The organism is Enterobacter sp. KB-221C9, from assembly GCF_041320715.1.
GTDB lineage: Bacteria > Pseudomonadota > Gammaproteobacteria > Enterobacterales > Enterobacteriaceae > Enterobacter > Enterobacter asburiae_D.
On the sequence record NZ_JBGIWG010000007.1, the window covers coordinates 169,211 to 185,691 of the forward strand.

14 protein-coding genes are annotated in these 16,481 nt (G+C 57.2%); 4 read left to right on the forward strand and 10 right to left on the reverse strand.

Features of this window, described 5'->3' with window-relative positions:
- Positions 1-49 precede the first annotated feature (49 nt).
- Both AB8846_RS12715 and AB8846_RS12720 read right to left on the reverse strand, forming a co-directional pair.
- Entirely contained in the window at positions 50-1,744 is a 1,695-nt protein-coding gene (locus tag AB8846_RS12715; protein WP_370732846.1) for an AsmA family protein, read from the reverse strand.
- 119 nt (positions 1,745-1,863) lie between these two features.
- Positions 1,864-3,255: an NCS2 family protein gene (locus AB8846_RS12720; RefSeq protein ID WP_042714436.1), complete on the reverse strand. Its 1,392-nt coding sequence runs from the start codon at positions 3,253-3,255 to the stop codon at positions 1,864-1,866.
- A 226-nt stretch (positions 3,256-3,481) separates the two neighbouring features.
- Between AB8846_RS12720 and gltS the strand changes: the two genes are divergently transcribed.
- On the forward strand, positions 3,482-4,684 hold the full coding sequence (gene gltS, locus AB8846_RS12725; RefSeq protein WP_370732847.1) for a sodium/glutamate symporter: 1,203 nt from the start codon (positions 3,482-3,484) through the stop codon (positions 4,682-4,684).
- A gap of 1 nt (position 4,685) precedes the next feature.
- Here the strand turns inward: gltS and recG are convergent, their stop codons facing one another.
- From recG to gmk, 5 genes are read right to left on the reverse strand one after another with little or no spacing between them, the layout of a single operon-like run.
- Positions 4,686-6,767: an ATP-dependent DNA helicase RecG gene (gene recG / locus AB8846_RS12730; RefSeq protein ID WP_370732848.1), complete on the reverse strand. Its 2,082-nt coding sequence runs from the start codon at positions 6,765-6,767 to the stop codon at positions 4,686-4,688.
- Positions 6,768-6,770: 3 nt separating this feature from the next.
- Entirely contained in the window at positions 6,771-7,460 is a 690-nt protein-coding gene (gene trmH, locus AB8846_RS12735; RefSeq protein ID WP_370732849.1) for a tRNA (guanosine(18)-2'-O)-methyltransferase TrmH, read from the reverse strand.
- Positions 7,461-7,464: 4 nt separating this feature from the next.
- Positions 7,465-9,579, reverse strand: a complete 2,115-nt coding sequence (gene spoT / locus AB8846_RS12740) for a bifunctional GTP diphosphokinase/guanosine-3',5'-bis pyrophosphate 3'-pyrophosphohydrolase (RefSeq protein WP_023309883.1) — start codon at positions 9,577-9,579, stop codon at positions 7,465-7,467.
- A gap of 19 nt (positions 9,580-9,598) precedes the next feature.
- The gene (gene rpoZ, locus AB8846_RS12745) at positions 9,599-9,874 is read right to left on the reverse strand and encodes a DNA-directed RNA polymerase subunit omega (RefSeq protein ID WP_000135058.1); all 276 of its coding nucleotides are present in this window, start codon (positions 9,872-9,874) and stop codon (positions 9,599-9,601) included.
- A gap of 54 nt (positions 9,875-9,928) precedes the next feature.
- Entirely contained in the window at positions 9,929-10,552 is a 624-nt protein-coding gene (gene gmk / locus AB8846_RS12750) for a guanylate kinase (protein ID WP_010426438.1), read from the reverse strand.
- A 251-nt stretch (positions 10,553-10,803) separates the two neighbouring features.
- Here gmk and ligB point away from each other — a divergent pair, with 251 nt between their 5' ends.
- Positions 10,804-12,474 carry an NAD-dependent DNA ligase LigB gene (gene ligB / locus AB8846_RS12755; RefSeq protein ID WP_370732850.1) on the forward strand — a complete coding sequence of 557 codons (1,671 nt, stop codon included), beginning with the start codon at positions 10,804-10,806 and terminating at the stop codon, positions 12,472-12,474.
- A 2-nt stretch (positions 12,475-12,476) separates the two neighbouring features.
- On the opposite strand, the gene AB8846_RS12760 is transcribed toward ligB, so the two are convergent.
- Both AB8846_RS12760 and AB8846_RS12765 read right to left on the reverse strand, forming a co-directional pair.
- The gene (locus AB8846_RS12760) at positions 12,477-13,094 is read right to left on the reverse strand and encodes a trimeric intracellular cation channel family protein (protein ID WP_023334014.1); all 618 of its coding nucleotides are present in this window, start codon (positions 13,092-13,094) and stop codon (positions 12,477-12,479) included.
- Positions 13,095-13,299: 205 nt separating this feature from the next.
- Positions 13,300-14,163, reverse strand: coding sequence for a YicC/YloC family endoribonuclease (locus AB8846_RS12765; RefSeq protein ID WP_063145645.1), 864 nt, complete (start codon positions 14,161-14,163; stop codon positions 13,300-13,302).
- Positions 14,164-14,288: 125 nt separating this feature from the next.
- Between AB8846_RS12765 and rph the strand changes: the two genes are divergently transcribed.
- Both rph and pyrE read left to right on the forward strand, forming a co-directional pair.
- Complete coding sequence (gene rph / locus AB8846_RS12770; protein WP_010426431.1) at positions 14,289-15,005, forward strand: ribonuclease PH; 717 nt, start codon at positions 14,289-14,291, stop codon at positions 15,003-15,005.
- 67 nt (positions 15,006-15,072) lie between these two features.
- Positions 15,073-15,714 (forward strand): orotate phosphoribosyltransferase, encoded by a 642-nt coding sequence (gene pyrE / locus AB8846_RS12775; protein WP_010426430.1) that lies wholly within the window; start codon positions 15,073-15,075, stop codon positions 15,712-15,714.
- 83 nt (positions 15,715-15,797) lie between these two features.
- Here pyrE and slmA read toward each other — a convergent pair whose 3' ends face one another.
- On the reverse strand, positions 15,798-16,394 hold the full coding sequence (gene slmA / locus AB8846_RS12780) for a nucleoid occlusion factor SlmA (protein WP_024906630.1): 597 nt from the start codon (positions 16,392-16,394) through the stop codon (positions 15,798-15,800).
- Positions 16,395-16,481: the final 87 nt, after the last annotated feature.

Below are 16,481 nucleotides of genomic sequence, written 5' to 3' on the forward strand. Positions count from 1 at the left end.
GCCTACATGGGATCGTAGGCCGGGTAAGGCGAAGCCGCCACCCGGCTATTTACTGTGCCGGAGCCACCGCCGACACCATCCCGTTGGTCATCGTCTGCTGCACCTGCTGTTTATCCATATTCACCGCGTTCAGCTTGCCGCTCACCGTCGGCTTAAGCGGGACATTCGCCTGCACGCTGCCGCTGGCGGTGAGCTGAATATTGCCGTCGCCCGTAATCGGCAGCGCAGGCCAGCCCCACTGCTGCAGCACGTTGAGCGGCACGCCGCGCCCGTTCAGGCTCACCGTTGTCTGACGCTGCGGAAGCTGTGAAACCGTTGCGGTCGCTTCCAGAATACCTTTCTCGGTAAACGCGCTCAGGTCGGTAATGTTCACCGTGGCGGCGTTGGCGTTCAGCGCCAGCGACGGACGGCGCACGTCCACGCGGTTAAAGGTTGCCGCCGCGCCGTTCAGAGTTGCGCTACCGCCCCACACGCCCCACTGGCGATCTTTCACCAGCTGTAAATTTGCGCCATAGCCGTCCAGGGATGTGATCTGCCACGGGAAGGCGGGATCGATGTCGATCACCAGGTTGCGGCTCAGGCCGAATTTTTTTAGCGTCACGCTGTTCAGCCATTCCGGCAGGGGATCCATCCACAGCGTTTTCCAGTTTTCAGGCAGGGTGTACTCCAGCCCGGCGATGGCGACATCGTCCAGCACCAGCGCTTTACCGTCACGCAGCCAGCTGCCGGAGGTGCGTACCATGCCGCCTTCCCACCGAGAGGTGAACTGACGCAGCGCCATGCCCTGCGGGGAAAACTCCGCATTCAGGATCGGGTCGAAAAGATGCAGCGAGCCGTAGATAAACTCGCTGGCATTCATGGACAGGCGACCTTCCTGGCTCTGCCAGTCGCCTTTACTGAGCGTCAGGTTGCGCAGGCTTAAATCGAGATCGGTAACCGCCCAGTCCGGGCCCTGAAGCCGGGCGTCGGTCACATCCAGACGACCAATCTGCAGAGAGGGGATGGTGGCCAGCGGCGCGAAGAACGCCATCAGCGTTTTATCGCTCTGCAGGCGGATCTCGTTCAGGCGCATGGTGTCGATAATCCAGCTCCCGTCGGCGTTGCGCAGGGCGGAGCCGGTGAGTGAGCCACGGGCCATATCGGCGCCAATCGTTTTCAGCACCACCTCCTTGCCGTTAAGCTGGCCCTCGATCAGCACGTTGGTGGCCGGTACGCCGTTCAGGGTCAGCGAGCCTGCGCTCATCTGAATCTGCGCGTTGTTCCCCAGCACGTTACCCGCTTCCGGCTGCCACGGGCTGACGCCGCCCGTGACCTTCTGCGCGCTCAGGTCCCATTCGGTATTCGGGCTGTTAAAGGCCATGTTGTTCAGCTGCAGGCGATCCGCCTGGAAAGGCAGCGGCGCGGTTTGCGGAGAGAGGTTCAGCGTGCCGTCGAACAGGGTGATGGTGTCCATATGCAGCGGATCGGTTATCTGGCGGCTGCTCAGGCCAATATCGACTTTTTTGGCTACCAGCGTGGCGGGTTTACCGTCCCGACCGAAGGTGACGTTTTCCAGAATGATGTGGGAAGGCGACGAAAAGCGGTGATTCATCTTGTCGAAACTGAGTTCGTAGTCGGTATTCACCGTCACCCAACTGCTGACCTGAGACGCGCCCCAGCGGGTCTGGAGCAGAATGTAGAGCGCCAGTAACACAATGAGCAGAGCTACCAAAAGATAGACGAGTAGCTTTCCAATAAATTTCATGGTCTTCCATCCCGCAAAACGCACATAAGGGAGTTATGCACGATTTATGCGCAATCCTCAAGGCGGGAATGGTGTAATTAGATGTCACGGCAGGCATTGACTGCCTGCCGTGGGAGAAATCAATTTTTCTCAGGCGGGAAAACGAGGTTCAGAACGATAGCGGTGATACCGCCCGCGGCAATGCCGGAAGAGAGCAGGTTTTTCACCCAGTCAGGCGCAAACTGCAGGATCAGCGGCTGCTGGGATACGCCCAGACCGACGGCCAGCGACAGCGCGATAATCATGATCGCGCGGCGGTTCAGCGGCTCGCGGGAGACGATACGCACGCCGGAGGCCGCGATAGTCCCGAACATCACCAGCGTTGCGCCGCCCAGCACCGGCTCAGGGATGTGCTGCACAAAGCCGCTTACCGCCGGGAACAGACCGAGGACGATCAGCATCAGCGCCACCACAAAACCGACGTAGCGGCTGGCCACGCCGGTCAACTGGATCACGCCGTTGTTCTGACCGAAGCAGGAGTTCGGGAAGGTGTTGAATACCGCAGAGACAAACGAGTTCAGGCCGTTCGCCAGCACGCCGCCTTTCAGGCGCTTCATGTACAGCGGGCCGGACACCGGCTGCTCGGAGACGTCCGAGGTAGCGGTGATATCACCTATGGTCTCCAGAGAGGTGATCATAAAGACCAGCATCAGCGGCAGGAGCAGGCCCCAGTCAATGCCTAGGCCGTAATAAAGCGGCGTTGGGATAGTGATTAGCGCGGCATTCGTCGGTGCGGTATTTTGCGGCAGCATATCCAGCGCCCAGGCCATCAGGTAACCGGCCGCCATGGCGATAACCAGCGAGGCGACGCGGAGGTAAGGGTTACGCTGACGGTTAAGCAGAATGATGATCGCCAGCACGACACCCGCCAGCAGCAGGTTTTTCGGCGCGCCGAAGGTGTGGTCGCTCATTGCGGCATAGCCGCCGCCGATGGAGGTCAGGCCCACCTGGATCAGCGACAGGCCGATAATCATCACGACGACGCCGGAAACCAGCGGGGTGATGACGCGGCGAGCCAGATGCAGAACGCGGGAGATCACCATCTCCGTACAGCTGGCCAGCATCAGCGTGCCGAACAGCGCCGCCATCATGGTCGGAACATCCGCACCGCCGGTTTTCAGCGCCGTACCGCCCATGATCAGCGGTGCCACGAAGTTAAAGCTGGTGCCCTGAATCGACAATAATCCCGACCCCACCGGACCCCACGCTTTAATTTGAATAATCGAGGCGACGCCGGAGGCGAAGAGAGACATGCTGATAATGTGCTGCGTGTCCTGCGCCGGTAAACCGAGCGCCTGGCAAATCAGCAGCGCCGGGGTGATCACCGCAACAAACATCGCCAGAAGATGCTGGCAGGCGGCGAAAAGCGTCTGCGGCAGCGGCGGGCGGTCTTCAAGGCGGTAAATCAGTTCGCTATTTTGCTTCTGCGCAATCGGTTGCGCATCGGGCGACTCTATGGTGTTAACGGACATCGGCGGCAATCCCACGGTGGAAAAGCGGGCATTTTATCTGACCACCTGGTAAAAGCAAACGATTGCCAGCAAAAAAAGGGAAGAAAATCTGCCGCTGTGAGCAGGTTTTCTACAACGCATCGGGAAAAAAAATTACACTTTTTCGCGCCGGGAGCTCATGAAGAGCGTTAACCGGCCCAGGATAACGCCGCGTGTGTATGGAACACGCGCAAAACAGGAGCCTTCTATGATTCATCTCGATACGTTGTCGACACTTGTTGCCGCAACGCTGGTCCTACTGCTTGGCCGTAAGCTGGTACATAGCGTTTCCCTTCTGAAGAAATACACCATTCCTGAGCCTGTCGCTGGTGGCCTGCTGGTGGCGCTGGCCCTGCTGATACTGAAAAAAAGCATGGGCTGGGAAATCGATTTTGATATGTCCCTGAAGGACCCGCTGATGCTGGCCTTCTTTGCCACCATCGGCCTGAACGCCAACCTGGCGAGCCTGCGGGCGGGCGGCAAAGTGCTCGGCGTATTCCTGATTGTGGTGGTGGGGCTGCTGCTGATGCAAAACGCTATCGGCATCGGGATGGCGACGCTGCTGGGGCTGGATCCGCTTATGGGGCTGCTGGCGGGGTCAATTACCCTTTCGGGTGGTCACGGTACCGGGGCGGCGTGGAGCAAGCTGTTCATCGAACGCTACGGGTTTGAAAACGCGACGGAAGTGGCGATGGCCTGTGCGACCTTTGGTCTGGTGCTGGGTGGCCTGATTGGCGGCCCGGTGGCGCGGTATCTGGTTAAACACTCCACCACGCCGAACGGCAGGCCTGACGATGAGCTGGTGCCGACCGCGTTCGAAAAGCCGGACGTCGGGCGCAGCATTACCTCGCTGGTGCTGATTGAAACCATCGCGACGATCGCCATCTGCCTGACCGTGGGCAAAGTGGTTGCGCAATGGCTGGCGGGCTCAGCGTTTGAACTGCCGACGTTTGTCTGCGTGCTGTTTATCGGGGTGATCCTGAGCAACGGTCTGGCGCTGATGGGCTTCTACCGCGTGTTTGAACGGGCGGTATCGGTGCTCGGCAACGTCTGCCTGTCGCTGTTCCTGGCGATGGCGCTAATGAGCCTCAAGCTGTGGGAACTGGCGTCGCTGGCGCTGCCGATGGTGACGATACTGGCGGTGCAGGCGCTGTTTATGGCTCTATACGCCATATTTGTCACCTGGCGCATGATGGGTAAAAACTATGATGCGGCGGTGCTGGCGGCGGGTCACTGCGGGTTTGGTCTGGGGGCTACCCCAACGGCTATCGCCAACATGCAGGCGATCACCGAACGGTTCGGGCCATCGCACATGGCGTTTCTGGTGGTCCCGATGGTTGGGGCGTTCTTTATTGATATCGTCAACGCGCTGGTGATTAAGCTGTACCTGATGCTGCCGATGTTTGCCTGAATCAGGCGTTAGAATACCGCTCGGTTTCGGGCATCCAGCGCTCAATTAACGCTGCCGCCTGTTCGGGGTAGCGTTCATGAATATGTCGTGCAAGGCGCTGAACTTCGGGGATCATAGCCTGATCTCGCAGCAAATCCGCCACTTTGAATTCCGCGTTCCCCGTCTGACGCGTGCCGAGCAGTTCGCCCGGGCCGCGGATCTCCAGGTCTTTTTGCGCAATCACAAAGCCGTCGTTGCTGTCGCGCAGCACCTGCAACCGCATCTGGGCGGTTTTCGAGAGCGGGGCTTTATAGAGCAGTACGCAGTGGGACGCTACCGCGCCACGGCCAACGCGCCCGCGCAGCTGGTGGAGCTGGGCAAGGCCGAGACGTTCCGGGTTTTCGATGATCATCAGGCTGGAATTCGGAACGTCCACGCCGACTTCGATCACCGTGGTGGCGATCAGCAGATGCAAATCACCCTGTTTGAACGACTGCATCACCGCCTGTTTTTCGGCAGGCTTCATGCGTCCGTGAACCAGACCCACGTTCAGCTCCGGCAGCGCCAGCTTAAGCTCTTCCCACGTTGCTTCGGCGGCCTGCGCTTCCAGCAGTTCAGACTCTTCGATCAACGTACAGACCCAGTAGGCCTGACGCCCTTCGTGGGTGCAGGCATTGCGCACGCGGTCGATGATATCGCTGCGGCGCGTGTCAGGAATGGCGACCGTTGTGACCGGCGTACGGCCCGGCGGCAGTTCGTCGATGGTGGAGGTATCCAGATCGGCGTAGGCGGTCATCGCCAGGGTGCGCGGAATCGGCGTGGCGGTCATGATCAGCTGGTGCGGGTGGAAGCCCTGCTGCAGGCCTTTCTCCCATAAAGCCAGACGTTGATGCACGCCGAAGCGGTGCTGCTCGTCGATTATCACCAGCGCAAGACCGTTAAACTGCACCTGCTCCTGGAAGATGGCGTGCGTGCCGACAATCATCTGCACCTGCCCGCTGGCAATTGCCTCCTGTTGCGCAAGGCGCGCTTTGCCTTTTTGCTTCCCGGCAAGCCAGCCCACTTCAATCCCCAGCGGCGCAAACCAGGCGCGGAAATTGTTGGCGTGCTGTTCTGCCAGCAGCTCGGTCGGCGCCATCAGCGCCACCTGTTTACCGTGGGCAATCGCGCGCAGGGCCGCCAGCGCGGCAACCAGCGTTTTACCGGACCCGACGTCGCCCTGCACCAGGCGCATCATTGGTACGTCGAGCGCCATATCGCGTTCAATCTCAGCGGTGACGCGCGCCTGCGCGCCGGTGGGTTTAAACGGCAGCGAGGCCAGCAGCTTATCTTTGAGCTCATCACGCGGGCTTAAGGGCTGGGCGTGGAAACGCTGCGCGCCCGCGCGAAGCGCCAGCATGCTCAGGTTATGGGCCAGTAATTCCTCAAGGATAAGACGCTGTTGGGCGGGGTGTTTGCCGCTTTCTAAATCGCTGAGCTGCAGCGTTGGCGGCGGGCGGTGCAGGGTGCGCAGCGCCTCGGGCAGGCTCATCATGCCCTGCGCCAGCTCGGGCGGCAGCAGCTCGGTAATGGCGCAGGTATCCAGCAGCTCCAGCGCCTGATCGGTGAGCTTACGCAGCGTCGCCTGCTTGATGCCTTCGGTTGTCGGGTAAACCGGGGTGAGGGTCTCCTGCATTTCCGGCGTGCTGAGATCGCCCTGCACGCGGTACTCCGGGTGGATCATCTCTGCGCTGTATTTCCCGCGTTTGGCTTCGCCATAGGCCAGCACCCTGCGGCCCGTCGCCAGGCTGTTTTTCATTGCCGCGCTGAAGTTGAAAAACCGCATGGTGAGAATACCGGTGCCGTCGCTGATCTGGCAGGTCATCATCCGGCGTCCGCCGAAGGTGATGTTGCAGTTCAGGACTTCGCCTTCAACGGTGGCGTAAATGGCGGGAAGGAGATCGCCAATCTTGTAGAGCTGGGTGCGGTCTTCGTAACGCAGGGGGAGGTGAAGCAGGAGATCCTGCACGGTGTGCAGGCCAATTTTTGCCAGCTTATTGCTTTGCGCCGCGCCCACGCCCGTCAGGCTGTTAAGCGGGATGGCATCCAGCAGGCGGCCTTTCATCGTTTACCCGGCGTACTGCATGGTGGCCCACCACTCGGCATCGGCTTCAATTTCGCCCTGCGCGTTGACGTGGGGGTAAGGCAATTTTTTCTGCTTCGCAACGCGAGCCAGCACCGGATAACCACCTTCAAACAGCAGGCGCTGCTGTTCCTCTTCCGGCAGCATGCTGTTGCTGCGCTCGTACATCCCTGCATTCTGACGCTGGCGCTGCGCTTCATACAGAATGAGCGCGGACGCCACGGAGACGTTGAGAGACTGGACCATGCCGATCATCGGAATGATGATGTCCCGATCCGCCAGATCCAGCGCTTCCTGGGTGATCCCGGTTTTCTCCTGACCCATCAAAATGCAGGTCGGGCGGGTGTAGTCGATCTCGCGGAAATCTACGGCTTTAGCGGATAGATTAGTGGCCAGGATCTGCATCCCGCGCCCTTTCAGGAGCGATACGGCTTCGCCAATGGTGTGATGATTTTTGACAGACACCCAGCTGTTGCTGCCTGCCGCTGCCGAGACCGTATTGCGCATACGGCCGTCCGGCCAGACGGCGTGCACTTCATGCACACCGACGGCATCTGCGGTACGAACGATAGCAGAGACGTTATGAGGCTTATGCACCTGCTCCATGCAGACCGTCAGGTCAGGCTGACGCCTGGCGAGCATTTCGCAGATACGTGCATAACGTTGTGAATTCATAAACCTAGTTTCGGTTTCGGGTGACTTTAATCACGTCCGGCATGACGCGGATCTTGCGCATAATATTCGCCAGATGCACGCGGTCGCGGGCGGTCAGACGAATAAAGGCGCTATACACGCGGCCATCTTTTTCTTCCGTATTCAGGCTCTGAATATTGGAAGAGGCCGTATTGATCGCTGCCGTCAGGTTCGCCAGGGCACCCTGGTGGTTGAACATATCCACCTTAATTTCGGTGATAAATTCCTGCGCGGTCTCTTTATCCCACTCGACCGCCATAAATTTCTCGGCTTCTTTCTGGTAGCCGCGAATGTTTCGACAGGACTCGTGGTGGATAACCAGCCCTTTACCCGGGCTGACGTGCGCAATAATCGGGTCGCCAGGAATTGGACGACAGCATTTTGCGAAGGTGATCAGCACCCCGTCTGCGCCTTTAATCGGCAGGTGTCCGTGGCTTTGCGTGGTTGCCGGCACCGCTGTCGTGTCGCCTTGCTGCAGGTTCTTCGCCACCACCACGCTCATGGCGTTGCCGAGGCCAATCTCTGCCAGCAGATCATCAAGCGACGCGAGCTTCATGCGCTCCAGCTCACGCTGGACGTTCTCCTGCGGAATTTCAGCCAGCTTACGGCTGCCGCCCAACGCGTGGTTGAGCAGACGACGCCCCAGGCTGACGGAATCATCGCGCTTGAGGTTTTTCAGCAGCTGGCGAATTTTGGCGCGCGCCTTGGAGCTCACGACAAAGTTCAGCCAGGCCGCGTTCGGACGTGCGCCCGGCGCGGTAATAATTTCTACCGTCTGGCCGCTGGAGAGCGGCTGAGACAGCGGGTAAGGCTGTCTGTCGACGCGCGCGCCGACGCAGGCATGCCCGATATCGGTATGCACGGCGTAAGCGAAGTCGACCGGCGTTGCGCCCGCAGGCAGTTCGACAATGCGACCTTCTGGGGTGAAAACGTAAATCTCATCCGGGAAAAGATCGGATTTAACGCTCTCGATAAATTCAAACGAGCTACCCGCACTCTGCTGAAGCTCCAGCAGGCTCTGCATCCAGCGCTGGGCGCGGATTTGTGCGGTCGTGCTGCTTTCGCCACCGTGCTCTTTGTAAGCCCAGTGTGCGGCGACACCCATCTCTGCCATCTGGTCCATGTCTTCGGTGCGAATTTGCACCTCAACAGGCACGCCGTGTGGCCCGATCATCGAGGTGTGCAAAGATTGATAGCCGTTCGCTTTTGGAATGGCGATGTAATCTTTCATGCGACCCGGACGCGGTTTGTAGAGGCTGTGCATCTGCCCCAGCACGCGATAGCAGGTGTCCGAGTCGTGGACAATGACGCGGAAGGCGTAGATGTCCATGATCGAGTGAAAACGCTGCTCCTTGAGCACCATTTTGCAGTAGATGGAGTACAAATGTTTCTCGCGACCGCTGACGCGGCACGGGATTCCCGCTTCCTGTAAGCGCCCTTCGATTTCAGAGAGGATTTTTTGAATCATCTCTTTACGGTTACCGCGTGCGGCTTTCACCACCTCTTTAATCACGCGATAGCGATTTGGGTACAACGCTTCAAAACCCAGCTCTTCCAGCTCGGTTTTAATGTGATGAATACCTAAACGGTGCGCCAGCGGGCTGTAGATTTCGAGGGTTTCACGGGCAATGCGGCGACGTTTATCCGGACGAAGTGAGCCCAGCGTGCGCATGTTGTGGGTACGGTCAGCGAGTTTGATGAGAATGACGCGGATATCCTGCACCATCGCCATAATCATCTTGCGGAAGTTTTCGGCTTGCGCCTCTTTCTTGTCGCGGAAATTCAGCTTATCAAGCTTAGAGACCCCTTCCACCAGTTCGGCAACGCTTTTGCCAAACAGCTGTTCCATGTCCTGATAGGTGGCAGGGGTATCTTCGATCACGTCGTGCAGCAGAGCGGCCATTAGCGTTTCGTAGTCGAGTTTCATCTCGGCCAGAATACAGGCCACCGCTACCGGGTGCGTGATATAGGGTTCACCGCTTGAACGTGTCTGGCCCTCGTGAGCGTCACGTGCAACGAGATACGCCTGCTGAAGACGCTTAATCTGGTCTTCAGGCAGGTAGGTTTGAATCAGTTGATTCAGGCTTTCAAACAGATACAAGGGCGACCCGCAGGTTTAATTAACGACGACCTTCAGCAATAGCGGTTACGGCCTGCAGTTCTGCGGCTTCCTGCTCTTGCTGCTCCTGGCGCTCACGCACGTCGAGGATCTGGTTGTTGATCAGACCTTCTTCGATTTCGCGAAGTGCAATAACGGTGGTTTTATCGTTTTCTTCCGGTACCAGCGGATCTTTACCGCCTACCTGCATCTGACGAGCGCGACGCGCGGCGACCAGCACCAGGTCAAAACGGTTACCAATTTTCTCTACAGCGTCCTGAACAGTTACGCGTGCCATACTTAAAATGCTCCACAGGTGAAGAAATGACTGGGCATGATACTGAAAGTGGGTTCAGTCTGCCAACAGTTTGGTGATTAATGCGTCATGTCGCTGCTTCTGGCGGCTCATACGCAGACGTTCTGCACGAAGAATGGTTTTGAGATCGCTCAATGCGGCATCAAAATCATCATTCACAATAAGGTAATCATATTCCGCGTAATGGCTCATTTCTGCAACAGCCTGTTCCATACGCTTTGCGATCACTTCTTCGCTGTCCTGGCCGCGGCCACGCAGGCGGCGATCCAGCTCATCTTTCGATGGCGGTAAAATAAAGATACTGCGCGAGTCAGGCATTTTCTTGCGAATTTGCTGAGCGCCCTGCCAGTCGATATCCAGGAACACATTCACGCCCGTAGCCAGAACCTGCTCAATGGTTTCACGCGAGGTACCGTAGTAATTACCGAATACTTCAGCGTGTTCAAGAAACGCGTCTCTGCCGATCATCGCTCTGAATTCGTCGTGATCCACAAAGAAATAGTGTTCACCGTGTACTTCACCCGGACGCGGCGCTCGCGTGGTGTGAGAAACAGAAACCTGTGTGTCGTACAACGGTTGGGTTTTTAACAGTGCCTGAATAAGGCTGGATTTACCCGCGCCACTAGGGGCAGAAACAATATAAAGCGTGCCTTGAGCCATGAGAGTCTTTTGTATGTGTTAACGAAGAAGTCCTACATACGGGCTTATTATACACGTCACCGCCGTGTGACGTAGCCTTTGTCACACTTTTTCCCCTGGATTATTGAATTTTGCGTGCCGTTTTCAGGTTTTATCCGGGGTTTTCAGCAACCAAAAGAAATACCGGATGGCGTCTCGCATTGTGAAACGTTGCCGTTAGCATTGTTTCAGGCATCCGGGTATACCTCCTGCATTGCAAAGGAGGGGTAGCAATGTGGCGATGGATAAGCGGGTTAATGCTGTTGTGGTGTGGCTCTGGCGCGGCGGTATGTCCGGTGTGGTCGCAGGCAAAAGCAGAGAAAGAGATGGCGTCGTTAAGCGCGCAAATCAAACGCTGGGATGAGGCCTACTGGAAGCAGGGCGTGAGCGAGATCAACGACGAGGTTTACGACCAGCTTCACGGGCGGTTAACGCAGTGGCAGCGCTGTTTTGGCAGCGAGATTTCAGAAGAGAAACTCCCCGCGCTGAAGGGAAGCGTAAAACATCCTGTTGCCCACACGGGCGTGCATAAAGTGGCCAGCAAAGAGGAGCTGAGGCAGTGGATGCGTGCCCGACAGCATCTGTGGCTGCAGCCGAAAGTTGACGGTGTGGCGGTGACGCTGGTCTATCGTGACGGAAAGTTAACCCAGGCCATCAGTCGCGGTGATGGCCTGAAAGGGGAAGACTGGACCGATAAGGTACGTTTAATCCCTTCGGTTCCGCAAAAGCTCACCGGCGCGCTGGCGAATAGCGTCTTACAGGGCGAGCTTTTCTGGTTACGTGACAACCACATTCAGAACCAGATGGGCGGAATGAACGCTCGCGCAAAGGTGGCGGGGGCGATGATGCGGCAAAAGGATAACGCGCTATTGAGCAAGATTGGCGTATTCATCTGGGCCTGGCCGGACGGACCGAAAGATATGCAGACATCTTTAGCTGCACTGTCTCAGGCCGGTTTTACGCTGTCGGCACGGTATACGCTTCCCGCTAAATCTGTTGATGCCGTCGAGAAACAGCGCGCGGCCTGGCACGTGGCCGCATTACCCTTTGCCACGGATGGCATTGTGGTACGTTCGGAGGATGAACCTGCGGGCGAAGGCTGGCTGCCGGGTGAAGGCAACTGGGTTGTCGCATGGAAATATCCTCCTGCAGCCCAGGCCGCTGAGGTGAGTGATATTCATTTTTCCGTGGGGCGAACGGGCAAAATTTCCGTTGTAGCAGCGCTGGAACCCGTGCAACTGGATGATAAACAGGTGCAGCGGGTGAGTCTGGGTTCGGTTGGGCGCTGGCAGAGGCTGGATATTGCCCCGGGTGATCAGATACAGGTCAGCCTGGCCGGGCAGGGTATTCCCCGGTTTGATAATGTGCTCTGGCGCGGGACGGACAGGCATAAACCAGAACCTCCGGCCCCGCGCTATCATGCGCTTAGCTGTTTCTATGCTTCGCCGGAGTGTATGGAGCAGTTCTTTGCCCGGCTGACGTGGCTCAGCTCAAAGCAGGTATTCGATATTGAAGGATTAGGCGAGTCAGGCTGGCGGACCCTCTGGCAGGCGCATCATTTTGAACATCTCTTTTCATGGCTGTTATTAACTCAGACGCAGCTGCAGTCTACACCGGGGTTTTCCTCAGCACGCGGGCTGACGCTCTGGCACCGATTCAATCTGGTGCGCGAGAAGCCGTTTATCCGCTGGCTCATGGCATTGGGTGTGCCAATGACGCAGGCTTCACTGAAGGCGATGGGAGACATATCGTGGCAGGAGATGAGCGGGCGCAACGCAAAGGACTGGCAAACCCTGCCGGGAACGGGAGAGGAGAAAGCGCGACAAATCGTTAACTGGATGCACGCGCCTCAGATTGATGTGCTGGCGAAATGGCTCGCAGAACAGCACATCAGCGGATTCTGAAGCTAGTGCGCGCTGTGTTTGTAATGAAAAACGGGCAGCCCGAGCTTCAGACGCAGCGCCAGCATGCGGGCCGTAAAGCCAAACAGCAGCGTCGAGATGACCACCACATCATGGTTCGAAACGTAATGCTGCAGGGCGATATAAAGTACCGCTGCCGCAAAGGAGATGCCGGCATACAGCTCTTTTTGAAAGACCAGGGGAATGCGCTTGCAGAACATATCGCGCAGCACACCACCGAATACGCCCGTGACCACGGCAGCAATGGTGGCGATGACCGGCCCTTCCCCCATATCGAGCGCGATTTGCGCACCGATGATCGAAAAAACGATAAGCCCCAGCGCATCAAGCACCAGGAACAGGCGGCGAAGATGGGGCATAACGGGCGCCACTATGGTGGTTAACACAGCAGCCGTCGCCACGATAATTACGTACTCAGGGTGTTTAACCCAGCCGAGCGGGTAATGGCCAAGCAGAATATCGCGTACGGAACCGCCGCCCAGCGCGGTCGCGGTAGCAATAATGATTACGCCGAAGGTATCCATACGGCGACGTCCGGCGGCAAGTGCGCCGGTCATGGCTTCTGCGGTGATGCCAATGAGATAAAGGATGTGAAGCAGCATATACCCTCCGGTGTGAACGCGGGGGAGGTTAGCGATTTGTGCGCAAGATCACGATTGAGATTTTCTAAGGCGAGTCAGTTTGCCCTATAAATTTTTATCAATTTGAATTGGGCAGGCTTGATGAAAGGCGGTAATGTGAAAAAATTGGCGTTGGGATGGATTAGAAATAGTAATGGGTGGTGCGGTCGACACCACCCGAAAGGCACTACTCGATATTCTGGATCTGCTCGCGCATCTGCTCAATCAGCACTTTCAGCTCAATCGCTGAATTCGTCACTTCTGCATTGATCGACTTAGACGCCAGGGTGTTCGACTCGCGGTTGAACTCCTGCATCATAAAGTCCAGACGGCGGCCCACCGCTTCCTTTTTCTTCAGAATGTTGTAGGTTTCTTTAACGTGCGCTTCCAGACGGTCCAGCTCTTCAGCGACATCAATACGCTGTGCCATCAGCACCAGCTCTTGTTCCAGACGGGTGTTTTCCAGCTGAACTTCCGCTTCTTCCAGTTTGGCGACAAGACGCTCGCGCTGCCATTGCAGCACTTCTGGCATATGGGTGCGGACTTTGGCGACTTCAGTGCTCACGCCTTCAAGGCGCTGCTCAATCATCGCTTTCAGCGCCTGGCCTTCGGTTTCGCGAGCAACGATAAAGTCGTCCAGCGTGCCGTCGAGGGCTGCCAGGATTTCAGCGGCAATAGCATCCAGATCCTGCTCACCGGCGGCCATGACGCCAGGCCAGCGCAGAATATCAACCGGGTTGATTTCGCCTTCATCGCTCTGCATTTTGACCCAGTTCGCCGCATTCACGAGCTGTTTCGCCAGTTTTTCGTTGAGGATGAGTTCGCCCTGTGCGCTGGCATCAGGCTCAAAGCGCAGGTTACATTCCACTTTCCCGCGCGTCAGACGATTACGGATACGCTCACGTACGACAGGCTCAAGGCTGCGGAACTGCTCCGGCATACGGAAATACGTTTCCAGGTAACGCTGGTTTACCGAGCGCATTTCCCATGTGGCGCTGCCCCAGCTACCCTTGATTTCACGCCGGGCGTAGGCGGTCATACTGCGGATCATAGACATTCCCGTTTTTAAAGGAGAGATGGGGGGATTATAGCTTTCGGGGGCTTCTCAGGATAGGAATAAGCGTCCTTTATCCGTATAATGCGCAGCCACATTCGTTTCAAGCCGGAGAATCCATCATGCGTCCATCAGGCCGTAGCGCCAATCAGGTGCGTCCCGTCACCCTGACCCGTAACTATACAAAACACGCTGAAGGCTCCGTGCTGGTTGAGTTTGGTGACACTAAAGTTCTGTGCACCGCCTCCATCGAAGAAGGCGTTCCGCGCTTCCTGAAAGGTCAGGGCCAGGGCTGGATCACCGCTGAGTACGGAATGCTGCCGCGTGCGACCCATACCCGTAATGCCCGTGAAGCGGCAAAGGGTAAGCAGGGCGGTCGTACCATGGAGATTCAGCGCCTGATCGCGCGTGCGCTGCGCGCCGCCGTTGACCTGAAAATCCTCGGTGAATTCACCATCACGCTGGACTGCGACGTGATTCAGGCAGACGGCGGCACGCGTACCGCATCCATTACCGGTGCCTGCGTAGCGCTGGCCGATGCCCTGAACAAGCTGGTTGCTGCCGGTAAGCTGAAAACCAACCCAATGAAAGGCATGGTTGCGGCGGTTTCTGTCGGTATCGTTAACGGCGAAGCGCTTTGCGATCTGGAATACGTTGAAGATTCCGCAGCCGAAACCGACATGAACGTGGTGATGACCGAAGACGGTCGCATCATTGAGGTGCAGGGCACGGCGGAAGGTGAGCCGTTCACTCACGAAGAGCTTCTCTCCCTGCTGGCGTTGGCCCGAGGGGGCATTGAATCCATTGTAACGACGCAGAAAGCGGCGTTAGAAAATTGATTTTAAAGGCGACCAATGAGTCGCCTTTTTTTTGCCTGTAAGACAGAAAAACCAAAGGAGCAAATCCATGAAATCGTATCAGCGCCAGTTTATTGAGTTTGCGCTTAACAAGCAGGTACTTAAGTTTGGCGAATTTACGCTGAAATCCGGGCGTAAGAGCCCCTATTTCTTCAACGCCGGGCTGTTTAATACCGGGCGCGATCTGGCATTGTTAGGCCGTTTCTATGCCGAAGCGCTGGTAGATTCCGGGATTGATTTTGACCTGCTGTTTGGCCCGGCCTACAAAGGCATTCCGATTGCGACCACCACCGCGGTGGCGCTGGCGGAACACCATGACCGCGACGTGCCATACTGCTTTAACCGCAAAGAGGCCAAAACCCACGGTGAAGGCGGGAATCTGGTCGGCAGCGCGCTGCAGGGCCGCGTCATGCTGGTTGACGATGTGATCACCGCGGGAACGGCGATCCGCGAATCGATGGAGATTATTCAGGCCAACGGTGCGACGCTTGCTGGCGTGCTGATTTCTCTGGATCGTCAGGAGCGTGGTCGCGGTGAAATTTCCGCTATTCAGGAAGTCGAGCGCGATTACAGCTGTAAAGTGACGTCGATTATCACCCTGAAAGACCTGATTGCGTATCTGGAAGAGAAGCCAGAGATGGCGGACCATCTGGCGGCGGTACGAGCGTACCGGGAAGAGTTCGGGGTGTAATTAAATTGCGCCAATGGCGCTACGCTTACCGGGCCTACGCATTTCGTAGGCCGGATAAGGCGAAGCCGCCATCCGCAACGGTGTTACTGCAACTGAGCAGCCACTAACGGCCAGCGGGCGTCAAAATCGTCCGTTGGACAATATTTGAACTCGCTGCGCACAAAGCGGGAGAGCATCCCTTCACAAAACGCCAGAATCTGGCTCGCCAGCAGCGTTTCATCAATGCTGTAACCTTCGCCTTCACGCATTTTCTTTTCGCGCAGTACCTGGCGCAGCTGCGCTTCAATACGTTCGAAAAGCTGGTTAATGCGGCCCTGCAGTCTGTCCTGCTCAAACATCAGCGCGTGGCCGGTGAGGATACGGGTTAAGCCCGGATTGCGTTCACCGAAGCCCAGAATTAACAGCACAATCAGACGCAGACGCGCGGTGGTGTCTTTTTCGTCTTTCAGAATCAGGTTGATGCGCGTGATCAGGCTGTCTTCAATAAACTCGATCAGGCTGTCGAACATCCGGGTCTTGCTCGGAAAATGACGGTACAGCGCCGCCTCAGACACGCCCACAGAGGCGGCCAGTTTAGCGGTGGTGATGCGTTGACTGCCATCGCTGGATTCAAGCATCAGAGCCAGAGATTGAAGTATTTCTTCGCGACGATTCCTTTTCGCGGTTTGTTTTTCTGCCATGTTACAAAATACCCCTGAAAATAAGCACTTGCCAGGCTAGCATCCACACAGCGACCGCAAACTGGCGTTTGCGGTTTGTTATTGCAT